General features: G+C 42.7%; 21 protein-coding genes. 13 read left to right on the top strand and 8 right to left on the bottom strand.

What is annotated here, in order from left to right:
* Nucleotides 1-411: 411 nt before the first annotated feature.
* A complete protein-coding gene (locus VFDL14_RS24570) occupies nucleotides 412-975 on the top strand; it encodes a GGDEF domain-containing protein (protein ID WP_235201765.1) in 564 nt (187 codons plus the stop codon).
* A 97-nt stretch (nucleotides 976-1072) separates the two neighbouring features.
* Nucleotides 1073-2122 carry an endonuclease/exonuclease/phosphatase family protein gene (locus VFDL14_RS06480; RefSeq protein WP_032552364.1) on the top strand — a complete coding sequence of 350 codons (1050 nt, stop codon included), beginning with the start codon at nucleotides 1073-1075 and terminating at the stop codon, nucleotides 2120-2122.
* Between the two features lie 83 nt (nucleotides 2123-2205).
* On the opposite strand, the gene VFDL14_RS06485 is transcribed toward VFDL14_RS06480, so the two are convergent.
* A complete protein-coding gene (locus tag VFDL14_RS06485; protein ID WP_032552363.1) occupies nucleotides 2206-2826 on the bottom strand; it encodes a porin family protein in 621 nt (206 codons plus the stop codon).
* Between the two features lie 377 nt (nucleotides 2827-3203).
* Between VFDL14_RS06485 and VFDL14_RS23680 the strand changes: the two genes are divergently transcribed.
* A complete protein-coding gene (locus tag VFDL14_RS23680; RefSeq protein ID WP_050487453.1) occupies nucleotides 3204-4190 on the top strand; it encodes a winged helix-turn-helix domain-containing protein in 987 nt (328 codons plus the stop codon).
* A 6-nt stretch (nucleotides 4191-4196) separates the two neighbouring features.
* Here the strand turns inward: VFDL14_RS23680 and VFDL14_RS06490 are convergent, their stop codons facing one another.
* A complete protein-coding gene (locus tag VFDL14_RS06490; RefSeq protein WP_152549266.1) occupies nucleotides 4197-4556 on the bottom strand; it encodes a hypothetical protein in 360 nt (119 codons plus the stop codon).
* 44 nt (nucleotides 4557-4600) lie between these two features.
* The gene (locus tag VFDL14_RS06495) at nucleotides 4601-5182 is read right to left on the bottom strand and encodes an outer membrane beta-barrel protein (protein ID WP_050487452.1); all 582 of its coding nucleotides are present in this window, start codon (nucleotides 5180-5182) and stop codon (nucleotides 4601-4603) included.
* 451 nt (nucleotides 5183-5633) lie between these two features.
* Here VFDL14_RS06495 and rbsD point away from each other — a divergent pair, with 451 nt between their 5' ends.
* From rbsD to VFDL14_RS06525, 7 genes are all read left to right on the top strand, one after another.
* A complete protein-coding gene (gene rbsD / locus VFDL14_RS06500) occupies nucleotides 5634-6053 on the top strand; it encodes a D-ribose pyranase (RefSeq protein WP_032552361.1) in 420 nt (139 codons plus the stop codon).
* A 38-nt stretch (nucleotides 6054-6091) separates the two neighbouring features.
* Entirely contained in the window at nucleotides 6092-7597 is a 1506-nt protein-coding gene (gene rbsA / locus VFDL14_RS06505) for a ribose ABC transporter ATP-binding protein RbsA (protein ID WP_032552360.1), read from the top strand.
* Nucleotides 7594-8580, top strand: a complete 987-nt coding sequence (gene rbsC / locus VFDL14_RS0123345; RefSeq protein WP_032552359.1) for a ribose ABC transporter permease — start codon at nucleotides 7594-7596, stop codon at nucleotides 8578-8580. Before rbsA ends, rbsC begins: the two co-directional genes overlap by 4 nt.
* A 108-nt stretch (nucleotides 8581-8688) precedes the next feature.
* Nucleotides 8689-9567, top strand: a complete 879-nt coding sequence (gene rbsB / locus VFDL14_RS06510) for a ribose ABC transporter substrate-binding protein RbsB (RefSeq protein ID WP_032552358.1) — start codon at nucleotides 8689-8691, stop codon at nucleotides 9565-9567.
* A gap of 159 nt (nucleotides 9568-9726) precedes the next feature.
* Complete coding sequence (gene rbsK, locus VFDL14_RS06515) at nucleotides 9727-10659, top strand: ribokinase (protein ID WP_032552357.1); 933 nt, start codon at nucleotides 9727-9729, stop codon at nucleotides 10657-10659.
* 130 nt (nucleotides 10660-10789) lie between these two features.
* Nucleotides 10790-11791 (top strand): substrate-binding domain-containing protein, encoded by a 1002-nt coding sequence (locus tag VFDL14_RS06520; RefSeq protein WP_032552356.1) that lies wholly within the window; start codon nucleotides 10790-10792, stop codon nucleotides 11789-11791.
* Nucleotides 11792-12032: 241 nt separating this feature from the next.
* Entirely contained in the window at nucleotides 12033-13556 is a 1524-nt protein-coding gene (locus tag VFDL14_RS06525) for a methyl-accepting chemotaxis protein (protein ID WP_032552355.1), read from the top strand.
* Between the two features lie 56 nt (nucleotides 13557-13612).
* On the opposite strand, the gene VFDL14_RS06530 is transcribed toward VFDL14_RS06525, so the two are convergent.
* Nucleotides 13613-14896, bottom strand: a complete 1284-nt coding sequence (locus VFDL14_RS06530; protein WP_032552354.1) for an EAL and HDOD domain-containing protein — start codon at nucleotides 14894-14896, stop codon at nucleotides 13613-13615.
* A gap of 294 nt (nucleotides 14897-15190) precedes the next feature.
* On the opposite strand from VFDL14_RS06530, the gene VFDL14_RS06535 reads away from it, so the two are divergent.
* Complete coding sequence (locus tag VFDL14_RS06535; protein WP_032552353.1) at nucleotides 15191-17656, top strand: CHASE3 domain-containing protein; 2466 nt, start codon at nucleotides 15191-15193, stop codon at nucleotides 17654-17656.
* A 34-nt stretch (nucleotides 17657-17690) separates the two neighbouring features.
* Here VFDL14_RS06535 and VFDL14_RS06540 read toward each other — a convergent pair whose 3' ends face one another.
* The 4 genes from VFDL14_RS06540 to VFDL14_RS06550 form a co-directional block, all read right to left on the bottom strand.
* On the bottom strand, nucleotides 17691-18230 hold the full coding sequence (locus VFDL14_RS06540; RefSeq protein WP_050487451.1) for an RDD family protein: 540 nt from the start codon (nucleotides 18228-18230) through the stop codon (nucleotides 17691-17693).
* A 46-nt stretch (nucleotides 18231-18276) separates the two neighbouring features.
* A complete protein-coding gene (locus tag VFDL14_RS06545; RefSeq protein WP_032552352.1) occupies nucleotides 18277-18678 on the bottom strand; it encodes a hypothetical protein in 402 nt (133 codons plus the stop codon).
* Between the two features lie 254 nt (nucleotides 18679-18932).
* Nucleotides 18933-19082 carry a hypothetical protein gene (locus tag VFDL14_RS24745; RefSeq protein WP_167332353.1) on the bottom strand — a complete coding sequence of 50 codons (150 nt, stop codon included), beginning with the start codon at nucleotides 19080-19082 and terminating at the stop codon, nucleotides 18933-18935.
* A 99-nt stretch (nucleotides 19083-19181) separates the two neighbouring features.
* A complete protein-coding gene (locus VFDL14_RS06550; RefSeq protein WP_032552351.1) occupies nucleotides 19182-20105 on the bottom strand; it encodes a LysR family transcriptional regulator in 924 nt (307 codons plus the stop codon).
* A 191-nt stretch (nucleotides 20106-20296) separates the two neighbouring features.
* Between VFDL14_RS06550 and VFDL14_RS24565 the strand changes: the two genes are divergently transcribed.
* Together VFDL14_RS24565 and VFDL14_RS06555 are read left to right on the top strand one after the other, a co-directional pair.
* Nucleotides 20297-20440, top strand: coding sequence for a hypothetical protein (locus VFDL14_RS24565; protein WP_160168795.1), 144 nt, complete (start codon nucleotides 20297-20299; stop codon nucleotides 20438-20440).
* 495 nt (nucleotides 20441-20935) lie between these two features.
* Complete coding sequence (locus tag VFDL14_RS06555; RefSeq protein WP_032552350.1) at nucleotides 20936-21856, top strand: LysR family transcriptional regulator; 921 nt, start codon at nucleotides 20936-20938, stop codon at nucleotides 21854-21856.
* The last annotated feature ends 48 nt before the right edge of the window (nucleotides 21857-21904 follow it).

Genomic DNA, 21904 nt, shown 5'->3' with positions numbered 1-21904 from the left:
ACCACCGAACAAGTTCAAACTCTCTCTCATCATCTAACTCAATTGAGCATAAATTACTCAGAAATCTCAGATAGATACCTAGATCAATTGAGGACTAAAACCCGATTTTCCCACCCAGAATTGCACAGCTGTCTGTCGTATGGTCCTCTTTGCAACGCTATTAAGCATCATATACAGACCTGGTTAACGTGCAGTTACACTCAAAAAAACTTCAATTATCATGTTCGTCTTGTCACTGAGTTAAATGCTCACCATGTTACGGTGGCCGAATTCCTGTTATGTGGCCTAGCGGTAAAAGCCAATTTGCTGTCCCAACTTAAACGTACAATTCATACCCTCCACATTGACTCGGCGAGGCTAATTAGGGATTTTGAAAAATGGCTCACAGTCAATGAGCACATTTTGCGAGACGTGGAACTCAACCATCAGCTAGAACAACTACGCCAAGCCACCAGCTTTAAAGACGAACTGACCAACGTATACAGCTATGCCGTTTTTCTAGAGGAGCTCGACCGAGCAGTTGCATTATGCGATCGAACAGATCAGTCTTTAACTGTTGTTCATTTCGATATTAATCAACTCAATACCATCAACCATAAGTATGGATTTCAAGTTGGAGACGCTGTACTACAACAATTCGCTTCTGTTTGCACTGAACAGCTAAGAAAAACCGAAATCATTGCCCGTGACGATGATGAATTTTTCATCCTCTTGCCCAACACTTCCCTCAACGAAGCACGTAACGTGTTTAGCCGACTGGTTGAGCTGTTTGATAATGCTTCTGAAATCCCAGTCACACTCACAGCGGGAGCAAGTAGTTACGTTCCTGATTCGGATCTCACTCTAGAACAAGTTTTAAAGCGAACCCGAGCCCAGCTCGCCAGAGCAAAAACTCGCTCGGCATCAAATGACACTCACCATTGCTGCCTCGATATCGATGGTAAAATGGATAACGTGCTGCATTTTGCTCGATAAAAATAATCCCACATACAGCAATACCTCAAAACGAGATGACGTATACTGAATAGAGTAATCACGCTTTGTTACAGCGTCTGACTTTCAGGAACCTGCTTTGAACACACCGAGTCACCTAACTATTACGACATTCAACCTTTTCAACTACCTTGAGTCACCCAACGCTTACTATGATTTTGAGAATATCTATAGCTTTGAGGAGTGGTCTAAGAAACAAGGATGGATAAAAAATGCCATTAAAGAGGCCGACAGTGACATTATTGGCTTTCAAGAGGTGTTCAGCCCGGCTTCGCTTGAGGCACTAGTCAAGGAGCTCGGCTACCCTTTTTTTAGTGTTGTCGATAAACCCAATGTCGAGAGTGATTACCTGTTTAGAGATCCCGTTGTCGCCATTGCATCACGTTATCCGATCAAGGAAACTCGCGCAGTTTCCCTATCTTTGCAATTTCAAAAGCAGTTCAATATAGAGCTTTTAAAGGAATTTAGATTTAATCGCTTGCCTGTCCACGCAACGATTGAACTCCCTCATCTTGGCTTAACGGATTGTTATGTGGTCCATTTTAAATCTCAGCGCCCTATTCAGGCTAAGAGCTCAGATACAGAGCTACAAAACGCGTCCTTGAAAACACCAGTTCATAGCGAAACCTTGACTCAATTCCACCAAGAGGGGCTTGGGTGGTGGCTTTCAAGCGTACAGAGAGGGTTAGAAGTACAAGTATTGCACGAGTACATCACACGACAGCGTCATCAATCCGAGCGCCCTGTTGTGTTAATGGGGGATTTCAATAAACCACTCACCAGCGATGAGTTTAAAGGGTTACTCAACGATTCACTCAATAGAAATGAAGAGAGCAAACACTGGTTAAAGTACTTTCGCTTACGCGATAGCTGGGAGCTCTATCATCAGCTTCATCAGGAAGATCTATTGGTTCAGCGTCCACCGACTCACTATTATGGTGCGAGTGGTTCGGTGCTCGACTACATCCTGCTTTCTAATGAATTTGATTGCCAAAACTCTTCTAGCATCATGGAGATAACCAACTATCAGGTGCAAGACCAGCATCTGATTAACCCTAGCTTTGAAGTCGACCAATTTAGCACTGACCATGGTGTAGTGAGCGTGACTGCACATATCCGATCGTTTTAATTGCTCAATGCCAGATACGAAAAAGCCGCGATAGAGCTCGCGGCTAGCCTGTTCCCCAACGAGGCTTAACATAGGTTCAGCGATTAAAAGTGATAGGTACCAGCCACAAAGAAAGAGCCCAATGTCACGGAATACGTTTGTGTATCAAAGTGCTTGAAGTCGAAGATATCAGACTCATAACCAGCACGGAAACTGACACCTTCAACGACTTTAGGTGTGTATTCAATACCTAAACCAATGCGTAGAGCATCGCCCGAGTCGTTAACTTTTGCATTTTTTTGAACCATCATCTGATGCAATTCTGGGTGTAGCTTCATGTCTAGATCGATGTAGCTCAACCCAATGATACCGTATGGGCGAAATCCATTGTTAAACGTATAACCAATATTTCCAGATAGACTGATTGCTGTGGGAGACCAAGTCATTACATTTTTTCCCGCAACTTTAGTTTTGACGTCTCCATAGTTCGTATACTGCAGCTCTAAAGATGCGACACGGTTAAACTTATAACCGCCCATAAGATGAAAACTGTTGTCGTCTGCCTTCATAGTTGTTGGTGTTGAACGATAGTCATTCATCCCACCATCATCAATACTCGCTGAGCCTACTCCACCACCAAAATAGTAACCTCGCTCTGCAGCTACTGCACTATTGCCCAGACTTAAAGATGCCAAGACTGCGTATAAAATAACATTAACTTTCATTTGTTCTACCAACTCTTACTTCAATGTCAGCTTTTCGAGCCAACAAATACCAAACCCTAAACCACCACCCGTAGTTAAGGTAAAACTCAATAGGTTCTATCTATGTCGAACTGCCATTTAAGTTAATCTTTCAGAGTCGGAAAAAATAAACAAAACCATCATGACTTTATAACGATAAGAACCAAACGACATAAAGCACTGATTTTTAAAGAAATAACATCTTCACACACCAATCACACACACGTCTAAACAAAAATAAAATCAAATCAACACCACTTACATCCGTTTACATTCGGTTTATCTTCGCAAGGCATAATTAGCGCCAAGAAAAAAGATTGGACACAAAACCACCTAACACAAATTGAAGCGCAAACACTATGAAGCACATACAGATCATCTCTAACTTGGTTATTAACACCAAGAACAAAACCATCGCCAATCAAAATGGAAAACAAGTCACGCTGCGCCCTCTTGCTTATGACGTGCTTCAAGTGCTAATTAAAAATGATGGGCTTGCTGTGTCTAGAGATGAACTGTTCGCACAATGTTGGACAGGTTGTATCGTTTCAGATCAAGCCTTAACAAATGTCATCTCAAACATCAGGCAAACACTGCTACGTTTGAGAGCGGAAGGTGTTGAAGTGCTAACTGTGAATAAAGTCGGTTACCGTTTTTGCATTACTGAACCCAAGCACCCCACTTTGTTAAAAAAATTCAATACAGAAGATACAAATACAAAGCATCAAAAAGAACTAATACAAGCACAGTGTGACATTGTCACTAATGAGAACCCACATCAGGTCTCTACGACTCAAAACGCATCCGTTCGTTTGCCTGTGCAAAACCAAAGTAACTTCACTCAGTTTTTGCTTGGGTTAATGCGTTCTACACAAATAGGTTCAAAAATAGATAGCCACAATTGCTACCTAACTCATTCTCAAGGGTCTGGTTTTCTTCAGGTGCTAGGCTTGTTGATGGCATTCGGCTTACTCGCCGTTACTGCTTATTGTTCAATGATACACGCCAAGGACAGAAGTAATTTAGATCAGCAGCATTTTGAAAAGTTAACCAACAACAATAAGACGCTTTACGTCAATGATGAGTCGGAGTACCTCTTGGCTTTGCAGATTTTAAACAATGCTATTTACGCAAATGAGCTATTGCAGACTGAATGCCCAGTCTCTCTGTTGATTCAGTTTGATGAGTCGACAACGTACGCAAACCATTACAGTTTGAATGCGCAAATTTTTGATCTTGGTGATCTGGATGATTTGAAATATAGTCACTCGTCCTTGAGCCAAAATGAGCTCGTCCCTGCAATAAATACCATGATTAAGAACAGTATGTCGTTGTGCGCCTATTAGAAGCCATCACGACAAACTCACTTCATAATGAAAAGTCACGCTGTCATCATCTCCAAATGAGACAGCCGCTTTTCCGTTTTTGCTGAGAAACAATTCGGGTAACAAATAATAATCACTATTATGCTCGCCATGCACGCAGCTCAACCTTGCTTGTAAGAGATAGCCGCTAGCAAACGTTTTATCTCGATCAGAGTAGTTTTCGGTTACTTTACTGTAATAAGTACAGTCGCCTTTTGCCGTAGCCTGCCAAGTATTCATTTGATGAACTTCGATGTTTAAATCCAACCTGTTCTCATCATTAATCAACTTAACGTTTAACGACGAAGCAGATAGACCAAACGACAATAAACTTAATGCGCTAATCACAGATAAGCGCCACACCCTGTTGTTCATAGTCTCAATATACTCTCTTAGAAGTTAAAGCTTGCGCCAAGGTAAGCACTCGCCACACTGTATGACTCAGTCACTCCACGGTATGTAATATCAAACTCATCCTTTTCATAAGCGAGTCTAAAAGTCACTTGGCGTAAAGCGGGGTGAGTGTATTCAACACCAGCACCTAATCTCATTAATGCTTCCTGTTCGTCATTCGAACCGCCGCCAGGTGACGTGGCTTGTAGGTCCACCATACCTAGACCTACAATGACAAATGGTCGAATACCAATATTGAACTGATAACCTACATTAGCTGCCAATGAATAACTTGCGAGTGTAGCAGTTACCTTTCCTGCATGCTTTGGCGATCGGTAAACCGTATCAGCATAATTGGTATACTGCCCTTCAAAGCCGATATTTTGATTTAATTTAAAGCCGCCATACACTTTATATGTCTGACCGTCAGTGTCCGACCAAATTGGGTCCGACTCTTTTTCAGCCCACCCGCCATCATCGAAATCTGTCTCTCCCACACCAACGCCTAGATAAAACGGTGAATCAGAAGCGTGAACATTGAGTGATAGCAAGCTTGCAGCAAGCAAGAATTGAATTTTCATAAAGAGTTCCTAGTTGATTAAGTAAGCGCTGCAACCTACCAACAAAGCCTTCAAAAAAATAAACGACGAGCACACTGTTTTATAACCAAGTCTATTTCTAATAAGAGTTCGAGCATAACCACATGAATTTTAAACATTTACATTCTTTTAGACTTTTCTATACTGCTCTTTCAGCCCAACTCGAAGCACAGTGATTCAAGCATATTAGGGCATGAGAATTAACCTAATCGTTCACCATAAACTAACCCTACCCCATACTGATACAACTATCACTTACGTGATCCAATTCAATCTTTTCGGCACCATCGAAACGTTTCGATGATCGTTATCACACTCTTTCTGAATGATTCGTGCATTTCATCATTCAAACACTATTATTCTTATCGAAACGTTTCGATGGCGTTTTCTTATCTCTGTTCCGACATCGAAAAATTGCCCAATAGGTAGTGTTATGAAAAAAAGTACTCTAATTAATTCCGATCTTTCTTACCTTGTGGCGACTCTGGGTCACACTGATGAAATCACTATCTGTGATGCGGGCCTGCCGATCCCCGATCACGTGCGCCGTATCGATTTAGCGCTTACACATGGCGTACCAAGCTTTGCACAAACCGTAAAAACCATGCTTGATGAATCTCAAATCGAAGGCGTGGTTATCGCCGAAGAGTTTGCACAAGTAAGCCCTGAACACCACGCGGTACTGATTGACCAACTCAAAACGGAAGAAGCGCGTTGCGGCAAAACTATCGCGATTAACTACGTAAGCCATGAAGAATTCAAACAACGCACCAATGAGAGTCGCGCTGTAATACGCACGGGCGAATGTACCCCTTATGCAAATGTCATCTTTCAAGCTGGCGTAACTTTTTAAGCGAACCAAACAACCTGGCCCCGAGTAAAGGAAACCACATGACTCAAGCCATTTTAGAACTTAACTCAATTGAGAAAGCTTTCCCTGGTGTAAAAGCCTTGGATAAAGCGAGCCTCAACGTTTACCCAGGACGCGTTATGGCGCTGATGGGCGAGAACGGCGCCGGTAAATCGACCTTAATGAAAGTGCTGACGGGTATCTATCACCTTGATGGCGGCACTATTCACTACCAAGGTCAGCCAGCTGCATTTAAAGGCCCACGCGATTCTCAGCAAGCGGGTATCAGTATTATTCACCAAGAATTGAACCTGATTCCTGAACTTACGATTGCGGAAAACATCTTTCTAGGTCGTGAAATCACTGGAACGTTGGGCCGAATTCTATGGAACGAAATGTACCAAGAAGCCGATAAGCTGCTTAAACGCCTTAACGTAAAACACAGTTCTAAAACACCACTGGGCGAGTTAAGCCTTGGTGAGCAACAGATGGTAGAGATCGCGAAAGCCCTATCGTTTGAATCTAAGGTCATCATTATGGATGAACCAACTGATGCCTTAACTGATACAGAAACCGAATCTCTTTTCAAAGTGATTAACGAATTGCGTGACGAAGGTTGCGGAATTGTTTACATCTCTCACCGACTGAAAGAGATCTTCGAGATTTGTGATGACATTACCGTACTTCGCGATGGCAAATTCATTGGTCAATGTGAAGTGAAAGACACCAACGAAGATGGCCTTATCGAAATGATGGTAGGCCGTAAGCTAGACGAACAGTACCCACGTATCGAACCAACCTACGGTGAGACTTGTTTAGAGGTTATTGGCTTAACAGGCTCTGGTGTACACGACGTTAGCTTCACGCTAAAACGCGGCGAAATCCTAGGCGTGTCTGGTTTGATGGGTGCAGGTCGCACTGAACTGATGAAGGTGATCTACGGTGCCCTACCTAGCGAACGCGGCGTCATTAACTTAGATAACAAGACAATAAACCCAGCGAGTCCAAGAGATGGCCTTGCTAATGGCATCGCCTACATCTCTGAAGACCGTAAAGGTGATGGCCTAGTACTTGGTCTGTCGGTGAAAGAGAACATGTCTCTTTGCTCTCTAGACATCCTGACCAAAGGCGCGCAAATCCAACACAAAGACGAAGTGATCGCGGTGGATGACTTCATCAAGCTATTCAACATCAAGACCCCTACTCGCGAGCAAATCATTGGCAACCTATCTGGTGGTAACCAGCAGAAAGTGGCCATCGCTAAAGGCTTGATGACCAAACCTAAAGTCCTGATTCTCGACGAGCCAACCCGTGGTGTCGATGTCGGTGCGAAAAAAGAAATTTACCAGCTTATTAACAAATTCAAGGCTGACGGAATGAGCATCATCCTTGTCTCTTCTGAAATGCCGGAAGTTTTGGGAATGAGTGACCGCATCATGGTGATGCACGAAGGCCGCGTGAGTGGCGAATTTGACGCTAAAGAAGCAAACCAAGAATTATTACTGGCGTGTGCGGTCGGTAAAAAGATCAACGAGGACGCAGCATGAGTACTAATACCATGAGCAAAACAACTGAAACACCAGCAAAGAAGTCTCTACTGAGCAAAGAGTGGCTGATTGAACAAAAATCACTGATCGCTTTGATCTTTCTGATTGTTGTTGTTTCTTTCTTAAACCCAAACTTTTTTACCGTCGACAACATCCTCAACATCCTGCGCCAAACATCGGTTAACGCCATCATCGCGGTAGGTATGACACTGGTTATTCTGACTGCCGGCATCGACCTGAGCGTCGGTTCGGTACTTGCACTTTGTGGTGCGTTCGCAGCCAGTATGATTGGCATGGAAGTTCCTGTGATGGTTGCAGTCCCAACGGCATTAGTAGCAGGTGCTGCGCTAGGTGCAATCAGTGGTGTGATCATCGCGAAAGGTAAGGTTCAAGCCTTCATCGCAACCCTAGTAACCATGACGCTTCTACGTGGTGTGACCATGGTTTACACCGATGGTCGTCCAATTTCTACTGGCTTTACTGACACAGCAGACGCGTTTGCTTGGTTTGGTACAGGCTACGCAATGGGCATCCCAGTTCCAGTATGGATCATGACAGTTGTATTCGCTGCTGTTTGGTACCTACTTAACCACACTCGCTTTGGTCGCTACGTTTACGCACTAGGTGGTAACGAATCAGCAACTCGCCTATCGGGTATCGACGTAGACAAAGTAAAAATCGGTGTGTACGCCATCTGTGGTCTACTTGCTGCCGTAGCAGGCATCATCGTTGCTTCTCGTCTCTCTTCAGCACAACCAACTGCAGGTATGGGCTATGAACTAGACGCCATCGCAGCCGTTGTACTTGGTGGTACAAGCTTAGCTGGCGGTCGTGGTCGCATCATGGGCACATTGATTGGTGCTCTGATTATCGGCTTCCTGAACAACGCACTGAACCTATTAGACGTTTCTTCTTACTACCAGATGATTGCAAAAGCAGTGGTTATTCTTCTGGCGGTATTGGTTGATAACAAAAACAAGTAACACATTAAACGGCTCTAGTTTGAGTCAACGTAACACTTTAATAAATTAATAATATAACAACGAGCTAGGACTCACCTTCTAGCTCACCCTACACAAAGGACTTACACCATGAAAAAATTAGCAACTCTAATTTCTGCTGCTCTACTTTCAACAACGGTTTCTGTGTCTGCTCAAGCGCAAGACACAATGGCTATCGTTCTGTCTACATTGAACAACCCGTTCTTCGTGACAATGAAAGATGGCGCGGAAGCGAAAGCAGAAGAGCTAGGCTACAAGCTTATCGTTCTTGATTCTCAAAACGACCCAAGCAAAGAGCTATCGAACATTGAAGATCTAACCATTCGTGGTGTTAAGGCTATCCTGATCAACCCAACAGATTCAGATGCTGTATCTAACGCGATTCGCATGGCTAACCGTTCAAGCATCCCTGTACTGACTCTAGACCGTGGTGCAAGCCGTGGTGATGTAGTGAGCCACATCGCTTCAGACAACGTAATCGGTGGTGAAATGGCGGGTCACTTCATCATGGAAAAAGTGGGCGAGAAAGCGAAAGTAATCCAACTTGAAGGTATTGCTGGTACATCTGCAGCCCGTGAGCGTGGTGAAGGCTTTATGAACGCAGTAAACGGCAGCGGCCTTGAGCTTCTTGCAAGCCAACCTGCTGACTTCGACCGTACTAAAGGTCTGAACGTAATGGAAAACCTACTTGCGGCTAACCCAGACGTTGAAGCTGTATTCGCTCAGAACGATGAAATGGCTCTAGGTGCACTACGCGCTGTCCAAGCTTCTGGTAAAGACGTAATGATCGTTGGCTTTGACGGCACAGACGATGGTATTGCAGCCGTTAATCGTGGTCTGCTAGGTGCAACTGTTGCTCAACAACCTGACCTAATCGGCTCTCTTGGCATCGAAATGGCTGACAAAGTACTGAAAGGCGAGAAAGTTGACGAGTACGTACCAGTTCCTCTGAAAATTGTTGCTAAATAATCTCTCTTAATTAAGAACAGCGGGGGTTCCCCTACCCTCGCTTTCTTTCTATCACGACAGTGCATAGCTATTTCCCATTGCGCAGTCTCTCGGTACCAACTGACGGTGATGAGAAACAGCCATGCATTTTCAAATACGATATATCATAAGGCTCGTATCATGACTCAACTGATTGTTTTAGGTAGCGTAAATGCTGACCATGTACTGCAAGTTCCCTCTTTCCCTCGTCCAGGCGAAACACTGATTGGCGGAAACTATCAGGTCATTCCTGGCGGTAAAGGTGCAAACCAAGCGGTTGCCGCTGCTCGCTTAAATGCAGATATCGGCTTCATCGCCTGTGTTGGTGACGACCCGTTTGGTATCAATATCCGCCAAGATTTCGAGAAAGACGGCATCAATATCGATGGTGTGATTGTTGCGGAAAATACCCCAACGGGGATTGCCATGATCCAAGTATCCGCAACCGGTGAGAACAGCATCTGTTTATCAGCTGAAGCAAACGACAAATTAGACTGCGCGCAAATCGAACCACATCTTGATAAGATTCGCGGCGCAAAATACCTGCTAACGCAACTTGAAACGCCGATTGAAGGCATTGAATACGCAGCAAAAGTGGCAAAAGAATCCTGCACTAAAGTGATTCTTAACCCAGCACCAGCTCGCCCTCTATCAAACGAACTGCTTGCATGCATCGACGTGATTACACCAAATGAAACGGAAGCAGAAGTCTTAACTGGCGTGACCGTGACCGATGACGTATCTGCTCACCAAGCAGCACTTGCTCTGCATGACAAAGGCATTGAAACCGTGATGATCACGCTTGGTGCGAAAGGTGTTTGGCTAAGCCATAGTGGTGAAGCTAATCAAGGGGAATTGATTCCAGGCTTCCGCGTTGAAGCGACGGATACCACTGCCGCAGGTGATACATTTAATGGCGCATTGGTCACAGGCTTACTTGAAGAGATGCCACTAGAGAAGGCGATTAAGTTCGCACATGCTGCAGCGGCTATTTCAGTGACACGTTTTGGTGCACAAACATCAATACCGTCACGTCAAGAAACAGATACATTTTTGGCTGAGCAGTTAGGGTAATTACAAACTTCATAACGATAAGTGTCTCGGCTGGTGCGTAATAAATTTTAAATAATTTGTTGCGCACAACCCTCTGTTTTAAGGCAGAATATCGCCCAAAGTGGAACGAACAGCACCACAAGGAATTATTATGGCAACAATGAAAGACATCGCTAAACTTGCCAAGGTTTCAACCTCTACCGTTAGCCATGTGATCAACAAATCTCGATTTGTAAGCGACGAAATCGCGGAGCGCGTCAACAAAGCGGCAAAAGAGCTTAACTATGCCCCTTCAGCCCTTGCTCGCAGTCTTAAAATGAAGCAGACAAAAACGATCGGTATGTTGGTGACAACCTCGACGAACCCTTTCTTTGGGGAGGTCGTAAAGGGCGTAGAGCGACGTTGCTATGAGAAAGGCTACAATCTCATACTTTGTAATACAGAGGGCGACAGTGAGCGCATGAAATCGTCTATCGACACCCTGCTTCAGAAGCGTGTCGATGGTTTAATGTTGATGTGCTCAACACTAGAAGGTGAGCATTTAGACGTATTTGAACGCTACCCAGAGTTGCCTGTCGTTGTTATGGATTGGGGACCAATGCTGTTCGCAAGCGACAAGATCCAAGATAACTCCCACCAAGGGGGTTACATGGCTACCCAGCACCTTATTGATAACGGTCATACTGAGATTGGTTGTATTACAGGCCCTCTTCATCGTAATCAAGCCTCTTCACGTTACGAAGGGTTTAAACAAGCCATGAGTGAAGCCAACCTTAAAGTTCATGCAGACTGGATTGTTGAGTCTAACTTTGAGTGTGACGGCGGCTTTGATGCATTTCAGACGCTAAAAAGTCGTGGAAGGCTGCCAAGTGCCCTTTTCGTTTGCAACGATATGATGGCTATGGGCGTGATTCACGCTGCTGCGCAAGATGGGTTACGTGTACCACAAGATCTTTCACTGATCGGTTACGATGATATCCACTTATCGAAATACATGACCCCCGCATTAACGACCATCCACCAGCCAAAACATAGGCTAGGTAAAGCGGCTGTTGATACTCTGTTGAGTCGTTTAGAGTCCCCTGAAGTTTATCCTCAAGTCGTAGAGTTAGAACCGACCCTCATCGAAAGAAGTAGTGTTTTAACTCTATAATTTAGTCAGTTAAATTTATTAAGAGCACATATTTGTGCTCTTTTTTTGCTCCAAATTTCACCACCCAACCTTACGCTTAATAACCACTTTAGCACTATGGTTAAATATCAGTTCAATTAATAACAACACCCAACCAATGGAAGCAAGGTCACGCTTTGAACGCAATTCATAATTCAAATGAATGATTTTATAAATTAATATCCAACCTGTAACAAATTATTAATAAAGAGCTTCAATAACAATGACTATAAACCAAGAAGTCCATGTACCTGTAGGTGCAGAACTTATCTCAACGACAGACTTAAACGGTCGAATTACATACGTCAATAACATATTTTGTGAAATAGCAGGCTTTACTAAAGAGGAGTTATTAGGACAACATCATAATATCGTTCGACACAAAGATATGCCGAAAGCAGCATTCGCCGATTTGTGGTCACATTTAAAACAAGGTGAAGTTTGGCGAGGTGCCGTAAAAAACAGCACTAAAGATGGTGGTTATTATTGGGTAGATGCCTTTGTTTGTCCCATATATGAGAATGGTGATCATGTTGGTTACCAATCTGTACGTGTACATTTAGAAAACCAATATAAAAAGCGCGCTATTGAGGCTTACGAGAAGCTAAACCAAAAACCGTCGCTCAACGTTCAAGTAGGTCGGTTTCAGAATCTAAAATTAGCATCTGGTTTGCTCGCTGGCGCAGCATTTACTTATCTTGCTTTTACCAGCTCCCCCCTATTCAATCTTGCAACACCAGCGTTTTTGCTCTCGCTCTACTATCGTGAGTTAGTATCAAATCCATCAGAGCAGAAACAGCGCGCTAATGACTACGACAGCGTCTCTCGCCTTGTATTCAGCACTAACAGAAACAATGCCACCGATTACCACTTAAAGATTGAACAAGGGCGAGTTCGCACTATCTTAGGCCGCGTAACAGACCGAGGACTATCAATTCGTTCCAGTGCTGAAGAGGTCAATAAGTCCTCCGCACAATCTCAGTCTAATATCGCACGTGAAACACAAGAGCTAGAGGCAGTTTCAGTGGCCATCGAAGAGATGACCCAGACAATTCAGGATGTCGCTAAGAACTGCGTGCAAACATCTGAACAGGTTAAAATTGCCGAGTCTCACTGTAAGGAAGCATTGTCTTCCATTGGCATCACTCGTCAGAAAGTAGAAACGATGACGCAAGAAGTAGAGCAATCGACACTGGTGGCTTCCAAGGTTGTCAGTGAATCTGAGCAGATAAATGCCATTATCTCTGAGGTTCAAGGCATTGCAGAACAAACAAACCTACTCGCGCTTAACGCAGCAATAGAAGCAGCCAGAGCTGGTAGTGCGGGTCGAGGCTTTGCTGTCGTTGCTGATGAAGTTCGAGCGCTAAGTATCCGTACTCAAGATGCTACCGAACATATCCAAAAGACGATTGGACGCATACAAGCCTCTTTACACGAGCTTCAAGACAAAATGATTGAAAATCAAAACGTAAGCCAAGTATGTACGCAAGAGACTAAACACTCAGAGACGAAAGTAGTTGCGATGTCTAATTCACTAAATGAGATCTCTGATATCGCATTACAAACAGCAACTGCTGCCGAGCAACAAGGAACCGTTGCCGAAGATATCAGCACCAACATCATGAGTATCAATGACGCATCTCGGAGCAATCTCGCCCAAGCTGAAGCACTGTCTACGCTTTCTCAAGAACTCACAGTATCTGCGGATAACCTAAATGGACTCGCGCTATCGTTTAGCAACCGATAGTAATCAATACACTGTGAGATAGAAAAAGAGCGCTAATCGAATTAGCGCTCTTTTGGTTAAATATAGATCCGATTGTACATCGCTTGAACGTCATCAACCGTTGTATCTGTAATATTAGTGGGAAGTTCTTTCAGATATGTACCAGAACTTTCAAGTAATTCGACAAGGCTCAATACCTCACCGAGTTCACCTTTTCTGTGTTTGATCTGCTCACGCACTCTAGGCTCCAAATTAATAGAGTCGATAATTCTCTGACCATTTTTATGAGTAATTTCATCAAGTATCGTTATTAAACCGATAAAAAATCCACACTGGGTCATTTCTCGATTATTTGATTTTCGACACAAGAACTCAAACATTTTGGCTCTGTTTATCGCTTTATCATAAAGGTATTCATTACTACATAATTCAGAAGATATAATAGTAGAAACTAGAACTTGTATCTTATATAGGCCTAAGTAGTTAATTGCGTGCTTTATATTAACAATCGGCTTCGATATTTTTATGCTAATATCATTCGCCATTTTTATAATGCTAATATATGTGCTGACGTCTTTCTTTATTTCATTCTCTATTTGATGCTTATTGGCGTTTTTACAGTTAACTTTCTCAAGTATGTTAAATAATGTTGACTGTCTTGGTGATAAATTATCAGATTCTTGTAATTGAGGTCTCTCTAGATAATAACCCTGAAAGAGATCCATCCCTATATCAACACACTGATTAAACTCTTCTTCTGTTTCTACTTTTTCCGCCAGATATAGACATGGGTGATCACACACACTCATCACGGTTTCAATATAATCTAAGTCACTTTTGGTGAGATCAAACTTAATGATATCTGCGAGAGGAAGGTACTTACGCCAAGGGTTCTCTGGTGAGAAATCATCAAACGCGATTCGATATCCGAGTGCTTTTGCCGCCTTAATCTCTTGAATGAGAGCCTTTGATGGCACGGTTGTCTCTAATACCTCTAGGCATACCTTTTGTTTGGGAAGTATGCGATAAGTTCTGTTCAACATATCTTGTTCACAGAAGTTAAAGAACCAGTACTTTTGAGTATCTATCCGAGTCACCGGGCTCAATGCTAAACTGCCACTTATTATTGAATCAGTTGCATTATCTGGAATCGATGTTAATGGCTCATTCCCTGATTTTCTAAATAAAACTTCATAGCCGAAAACTGATCTGTCTTTCTTTAAAATTGCTTGCTTAGCGAAGAAATATGTATTCATTTTTGTGTTTTTATAATGTTGTGTTTTACGTTGAAAGCCATCACTAATTGTTACGGTTCCAATCTTTGCATAGTGAGTAGTTGTATAACGTACAAATGCTAACATGAATGATTACAATTTGTTACAAGGCATACGAATAATTTATAAAAACACAGGTAATTATTAAATCATCGTACCAGTTGGCATTCATAACCTGTAGAAATTCGTATATCTAGGCTCAATCTAAACTCTTTAGATTTCATCGTTGTGACGATCTCTACCCATCTTCTCTTACACTAAAGGAGTATTTTTGAGGTTAAAGCTGATCTACCGCACCAATATGCACCTTAACACCTAACATTTTTACTTTTCTGTCCTACACTGGTTCGATATAGCAAACGGTTTGAGGCGATATTCTTCATGTATGCTGCATGGTTCGATAACATATCCCTACAAAAGAAACTATTTGTCAGTTTCTGTATTCCCATCATGTTCATGTTGCTTGTGTCTTTATCAGTCTATGAAAACACTCAATCCATGGTAAAAGATAACCACTGGGTTGTTCATACTCACAAAGCAATCGCACGTGCCCAAGAGTTACTGAGTTTAGTCGTTGACATGGAAACCGGACAACGAGGCTACCTACTCACCGGCGATAAAGAGTTCCTTGAGCCTTACCATCTTGCTTTGGCAGTATGGAAAGACAAAGTCACCATATTAGCCAAACAAGTCGACGATAACCCGCCTCAAGTTGAACGCTTGTATAGGGTTGATGCCTTGTTAAAGAGATGGCTTAAAGAGTCTGGAGAAAAAGAGATAGCCCAGCGCCAACTTGTCGATCAAGGCGAAGCCTCTATGCTCAGCGTGATCAAGTTTGCACAAAAACAGACGGGGAAAACCATTGTCGACGAGATCCGAAAAGAGATCGCACAATTCATCGAAATCGAAAACGAACTCATCGATATCCGCGTGGTTAAGTCTGACAACAGCGCGATTAAAACCACATATGTTCTGATTGGGGGAGCTATCTTCACTGTGTCTGTATCGCTGTTAGTCGCGGTTTGGTCCTCAAGCAGAATCAGAAAACGCATTACATGCTTGCTAGAAGCAACACAGCAAGTCTCCGAAGGACATTTAAGTAAAGGGGCGAACACGCTCAACACTAGCCCTAACCTTCAAGGAAAAGACGAGGTTGCCCAACTCACACACAGTTTCAAAAAAATGGCCCTCAGTTTGGTCAAAAATGAACAAGATATGCGCTCTTCGAACGAAGCCTTAATCGAAGAGAGGAAGAAAGCAGAAGCCGCCGTTAAAGCCAAAAGTGAGTTTCTCTCTACGATGAGTCATGAGATCCGAACTCCAATGAATGGCGTGCTTGGCATATCACAAATCATTGCTTCACAGACTAAGGAACCTGCAACCAAAGAGAACATAGATATCATCTTAGACTCTGGGCAGCACCTGATGACCATCCTCAACGACATCTTGGATTTTTCAAAGGTTGAAGAGAACAAACTGGAACTTGAGGTTGCACCATTTAGTTTTAATCAAGTGTTGCAACCGGTTTGCAGTGCAATACAACCGATGGCAGATGAAAAAGGTATTCGCTTACTGACCGAAAACGAAATTCCCAGCAATATAGAACTACTTGGTGACCGTGCTCGCTTACGTCAGATCTTGTTTAACCTCGGCGGTAATGCGACTAAATTCACCAACGAAGGACACGTACTGATTCAAGCTACTCTAAACCAAGCAACGTCAAAACTGGTACTTACCGTCACAGATTCCGGTATCGGTATCCCTAAAGAGAAGCACACTCATATCTTCAACTCTTTTGAACAAGCGGATACATCGACAACGAGAGAATTTGGTGGAACAGGGCTTGGTTTAGCCATCGTCAAAAATCTCGTTGATCTTATGTCAGGTGAGATAAATCTCAACAGCGCTCCTGGACTAGGCACGCGTTTCAAAATTACTCTCCCAATAATTTGGCGAGAAAAAGAACTTGCTAAGGAATCAGACTTACCAGATTCATCAACCTCTGCTGAAACAACATCATTGAACATTCTGCTAGTCGAAGATAACCGCGTAAATGCGATTGTCGCCAAAGGCTTCTGCGAGAATTACGGACACCATGTATCACTGGCAGAAAACGGTGCTGTTGCAATAAACCGCCTCAGAGCCGAGCGTTTTGATCTTGTATTGATGGATAATCACATGCCGGAAATGAATGGCATTGAAGCAACACGCTATATCCGCGAAACCTTGGGGTTAAACATCCTAATCTTCGCCTACACTGCCGATGTATTTCGTGAGGCGCATGATAGTTTCATTGAGGCTGGTGCTGATCACGTCTTAACCAAACCGCTTCAACAAGAAAGTTTCTTAGACGCCCTTCACCACTTCTCTTCTCAACTACCTAAACAATCAAATATGACGAAAGAGGATATAGGCACGAGAAACAATGTCATCGCACTTCACCGAGAACCTATTGAGAAGTTAAGAATCACTGAAGAGGAGATCAGCCGTTCTGAAATCATTCAGATGTTGCAAGATGACCAAGAAGGACTCGCGACACTCATCGACTCTACGATTGTGGAATTCGAAGAATCCGTCGACCACCTGATTGAATTTTATATGTCCAAAGAGCTCAGTGCACTACAAAAGACACTTCATTCAATCAAAGGCATGTCTCTCAATTTAGGACTCGATACACTCTCGAAGCAAGCTTTAGATTTGGAAACTCAAGTCAAAAATAAGAAGCTGCCAGAAATTGAGCCATTACAGAAACTCATAAACCGCCTACTCGTTAACATCCACCAAGCACAAAGAATTAAAGCGGCTTACCCAAGCTCAGATACGAACCAGATAAACCGCTTGAAATAGGGATAAGTTATTAAGTTTCAAACTATTAAACTAGTTAGGCTTCGCTGAAATCAATCTTTCTAGGTTTTGAAACATCAACAACTAAAGAGCCAGCGAGTCTGTCATGTAAACACCGCTTCTGTTTCCCAAAAATCAACAGAATATTCACGACTGCTGCAAATATTGCCAATAACGAGAGTAACTTAAACAGTTCCACAGTCGGAAAAATCTCGTACAACCTAGCGGGTAATATAATTAGGGAAAACGGTGCCCACCTCATGAAAATGAATTTCGATAGACTTAAAGGTTGATGGGTGTCAGTCGAAAACATCGCTATCTCAAACACGTTCTTGCCAATGGTCTGACCGTACTTATGCAGCAGATAGCCATGGCATAACAAGTATAAAAATGCTGAGAAAACGTATGTAGAAACCAGCCCTAAGACATCATTCGAAAACATCAGGTTTCGTGTCGGCTCAAAGTAAAACAGTGGAATCATTAAGGCGCAAGCAACTAACCCATCAATAAACCACGCCCAAAAACGCGACCACCTAGATGCAACTTTCATCTCTGTAATTTCAATATGTCCTAACACGTTTCATCCATTAGTAAATACCAAGCTTTAATATTCATGTCTAGCGTTACCAACACTGCTCGTTTAATCGATTTGCTTGCTGTGTAAGTAACTCACTGTCCTTCGCAGAGAAAGTTTTTGCAACTGTAATCCATTGATCGCCTGTGCCATCGCTATGACGAAACTCCACCTGAAGTGCGAATTTAGCACAACGAAACAGAGCAAAAACGAAGCCTACGATAGTCAAGCAAGCTGCTAAAATTTGTAACCAGAGTGGCGACTCTGCAACAGTCGGAAGCGCCACCCAAACTGCACCAGAAAACAAAGCGACCCAAAATAGAATCTGTCCTAGGTTGTCGAGTAGTGTGAGCTTTTTCATTCTCGCTTGATTAATTTTCGACAACGGATAGTTGTCATTTTTGAAACGAAACTCTGTGCTATCTATATGAAAGTCCGACGTTTTAAGCATGCTAGTTCTCTTAGGTATTGCTATTAGTTGCTCAATTTTTCAAGATTACCGTGTGTTTCAATTTCAAATCAGGAGTAAAGCGATGACATCAACTCCGCTTTTCCATTGCCCACACAAGAAACATTGATATGCAATCAATAACATTTTATATATTTGAATAGGTTATATAGATTTATTCAATACAATTCAACATTTACGCCTAACAACATGATGCATAGGCAATTTACCCGATAAGAGATGGTTTATATTGATTACTAAATAAATTGGATAAATAGAAGTGCAACGATAAACCCAAACGTAAAGCTCGGTGGATGGAATGGACGTTTCTTTGATATAACGTACTCTCGTGTACGTTCTTCTTGGTAGGTTTTGAACGCTAGGGCTTTGATATAATCATTCTGCATAACATTCTCTCCTTGTCTGTTTTAAAGAGAGAATAAGACCTCAAGTTAACTTGAGGTCAATAGCTATCATAAAGAAAACTGCATGCTTGCTCGTTCTATTTAAGCAAAGTGCTTTTCCCAACTTGGTGGTGTGCCGATGATCTCTTGAACGATCTCAATAAAGGCCAAAACAAGTGGAGACTGCTTTCGATGAGTGTACATAGCGTAGATATCGCCAAAAGATGGGATTTCGCGTTCTGGTAACAGCTGCACTAGGCCTTGCTCGGTCAAACCTTCACTCAACATAAACTGACCTATTTGAGCAAACCCAAGTGAAGCTTTTACACTTTCAACAATCAACTCAGGCTCATTCACTCGGTAGTTGCCTTTAAGAGCGTACGTTTCGAGATCTCCAGTGTTATCTTCTGGATAGAACTGCACCTTGTCGAGCACAAAGCCACCATGTGAATACATAATGCTTGGTAACATAGTTAGCTCTTCAGGACAGCGCGGCATTCCATGTTTAGCAATAAACGTTTCTGAAGCAACTATCGCTGTTTTGTTTTCAGCAAGCTTCTTGGCAATCATCGATGAATCTCTCATTGGGCCAATACGAAAAACAATATCAAACCCCTCGCCCACCAAATCAACACGGCTGTCGTCCAAAATTAATTCAATTGACGCCCTTGGGTAACGAGCGAGAAATTCCTCAACCGCTTTTTGCAAAAACCGACGGCCAAACAGTGTCGTACTCGAAATGCGAAGGTTACCAATAGGTTCTTTATAGAAACACGCCGCTATCTTTTCCGTCTCTTCAAGCAATTCGCCCACTTTTACTGCTTGCTCTACGATTTGTTTTCCAACATGAGTGAGCGATAGTGATCGCGTCGTCCTATTGATCAAACGTACACCGAGATGTTCTTCAAGTTGCTTTACCTGTTTCGACAACACAGAACGATCCACATTCATCCTGTCTGCCGCCTTGGCAAAAGAGCCAGCTTTTGACACTTCTAATAGAAGCTCTAATCGAGTCGCTAAATCCATTTTCTTTCCAAACTCTGATATCTCTCTTTGGCACCAACATGCCTATTCAATCACGTAATTTTATAAAATTATTAGGTGTTACCTAATACAGTTGTAAGTATTCATATACTAATCTTTAACGCTCAGCTGTGAGACGCTTGCTCAACATTTAAACACTAAATACGAGTACGTTGTTCGTGCAAGGGGGTTGAATGCAGTCAAACAAGCCCAAACAAAATAAAGACAGCAAGCGTCATCAAGCAAAGTTAGAGAAAGAGAAGCAACAAAACTTATCTCGCATAACTGAATTGGCGCAACAAACAATTAACGACATGTTTGCCCACAAAAAGTGTTAGCTTGAACACGAAAGCGAAATAACAACAGCCCTAGAAAAACTCACTGGGGTTGTGCTCCCGAGCGTTTCGCCACTATTCAAAACAACGCCCCTTCTCTACATACTCCTGAGCTTTAATGTTCCATTTTATTAAGATATACAAATGCAAAAAAGTCTATAATTCGACATGAAGTATTGCTCAAATTGCACGGAAAAGACCACATCAATAAATTACAGATCAAGACAACCTTAGAAAAAAACCTCCTAAAACACCTCATTTTGAATCACTCATTAGTCTTTTTTCATCTACAAAATAGCGAATAGGTCTAAATTTACGCAATTTTGCGTACGCTTTGCACAGTTTAACGGACAATCGGCAAACAAACGGACCAAATGCTCAATTGGTGCATTTATCGCAATAGTGAAGTGCTAACAAAACCATAATTTCTGCGAATAGGTTTTGTAAAATGCGCTCTCCATCACATCTAATTACAAAAATATGACTAGGAGTGTGAGCATGGACTTAGCGACTCAACTGGAATTACTGCTCGACGTATCTGAACACGGCACCTTTGCAAAGGCGGCCGATAGGAACCACATTGACCGTTCCGCACTGTCTAAACAGATTAAAAAATTAGAGGACAGCCTAGGGTTAAGGCTGCTCAACCGCTCTACCCGGTCGCTATCACTCACCAATGCTGGCGAAGAGATGGTCCAACAGGCGAAAAAAGTACGTGAGCTGCTGACTGAGACCAAAAAGCTTGCAGACACTTTTCACGCTGAGCCCCGTGGTCATTTGAAGATCTCAAGCTCGTCGTTTTTTGGCCGTACATACCTTAAAAAGGCCGTCAAAAGCTTCATGCACAAGTACCCCCACATTACTGTGGAAGTTTTACTGTCTGATCACAAAGTTGACGTGATCAGTGAAGGCTACGAGTTTGTATTCCGCATCGGTCCGATTCGCGAATCCAATATGATCGTTCGCAAGCTGGCGACCAACAAGCTAGCAATAATTGCATCTCAAGATTTCGTCGATAAACACGGTACTCCAAGAACGCCAGAAGAATTGATCAAGTTACCTGCTGTTGTTTATTCAAGCGAATCTTTCCTGTCTGATAAGATTCGAATTGTCGACGATGAGCAAGCTGGTGAGATCAAGACCTTCAACATGAATGCGAAATACAAAGTCAACGAAACAGATTTGATCATGGACGCGGTACAAGATGGTCTTGGGTATGCCCTTATCGGACGGTTTATGTTGCAGGAGGATTTGGAAAAGCAAGGTCTGGTACAACTGCTCCCTGAATATCCGCTCTCTACCCACAGCGATATTTTTGCGATGTATTCACACCGTAATCAGCAGCCTTTGGCAAAGCTGTTTATCGACTCAATACAGAGTGAAATTGGTACAACGCCAATTTGGGAAACCTACTTATAACAAGACTCTCGTTTACTCTATCGTTCTACCACTTTCTGGATTTACGCA

Source organism: Vibrio fortis (assembly GCF_000695685.1).
Classification (GTDB): Bacteria; Pseudomonadota; Gammaproteobacteria; order Enterobacterales; family Vibrionaceae; genus Vibrio; species Vibrio fortis_A.
Note: the sequence above shows the minus strand (reverse complement) of the source record. Positions and strands in the feature narration are given on the sequence as shown.

What these genes read in the sequence shown, in the direction of transcription:
- VFDL14_RS06485 (WP_032552363.1), bottom strand. Translation starts at nt 2,826, where the DNA reads ATGAAAGTTAATGTTATTTTATACGCAGTCTTGGCATCTTTAAGTCTG.
- VFDL14_RS23680 (WP_050487453.1), top strand. Translation starts at nt 3,204, where the DNA reads ATGAAGCACATACAGATCATCTCTAACTTGGTTATTAACACCAAGAAC.
- VFDL14_RS06495 (WP_050487452.1), bottom strand. Translation starts at nt 5,182, where the DNA reads ATGAAAATTCAATTCTTGCTTGCTGCAAGCTTGCTATCACTCAATGTT.
- rbsD (WP_032552361.1), top strand. Translation starts at nt 5,634, where the DNA reads ATGAAAAAAAGTACTCTAATTAATTCCGATCTTTCTTACCTTGTGGCG.
- rbsA (WP_032552360.1), top strand. Translation starts at nt 6,092, where the DNA reads ATGACTCAAGCCATTTTAGAACTTAACTCAATTGAGAAAGCTTTCCCT.
- rbsC (WP_032552359.1), top strand. Translation starts at nt 7,594, where the DNA reads ATGAGTACTAATACCATGAGCAAAACAACTGAAACACCAGCAAAGAAG.
- rbsB (WP_032552358.1), top strand. Translation starts at nt 8,689, where the DNA reads ATGAAAAAATTAGCAACTCTAATTTCTGCTGCTCTACTTTCAACAACG.
- rbsK (WP_032552357.1), top strand. Translation starts at nt 9,727, where the DNA reads ATGACTCAACTGATTGTTTTAGGTAGCGTAAATGCTGACCATGTACTG.
- VFDL14_RS06520 (WP_032552356.1), top strand. Translation starts at nt 10,790, where the DNA reads ATGGCAACAATGAAAGACATCGCTAAACTTGCCAAGGTTTCAACCTCT.
- VFDL14_RS06525 (WP_032552355.1), top strand. Translation starts at nt 12,033, where the DNA reads ATGACTATAAACCAAGAAGTCCATGTACCTGTAGGTGCAGAACTTATC.
- VFDL14_RS06530 (WP_032552354.1), bottom strand. Translation starts at nt 14,896, where the DNA reads ATGTTAGCATTTGTACGTTATACAACTACTCACTATGCAAAGATTGGA.
- VFDL14_RS06535 (WP_032552353.1), top strand. Translation starts at nt 15,191, where the DNA reads ATGTATGCTGCATGGTTCGATAACATATCCCTACAAAAGAAACTATTT.
- VFDL14_RS06545 (WP_032552352.1), bottom strand. Translation starts at nt 18,678, where the DNA reads ATGCTTAAAACGTCGGACTTTCATATAGATAGCACAGAGTTTCGTTTC.
- VFDL14_RS24745 (WP_167332353.1), bottom strand. Translation starts at nt 19,082, where the DNA reads ATGCAGAATGATTATATCAAAGCCCTAGCGTTCAAAACCTACCAAGAA.
- VFDL14_RS06550 (WP_032552351.1), bottom strand. Translation starts at nt 20,105, where the DNA reads ATGGATTTAGCGACTCGATTAGAGCTTCTATTAGAAGTGTCAAAAGCT.
- VFDL14_RS24565 (WP_160168795.1), top strand. Translation starts at nt 20,297, where the DNA reads ATGCAGTCAAACAAGCCCAAACAAAATAAAGACAGCAAGCGTCATCAA.
- VFDL14_RS06555 (WP_032552350.1), top strand. Translation starts at nt 20,936, where the DNA reads ATGGACTTAGCGACTCAACTGGAATTACTGCTCGACGTATCTGAACAC.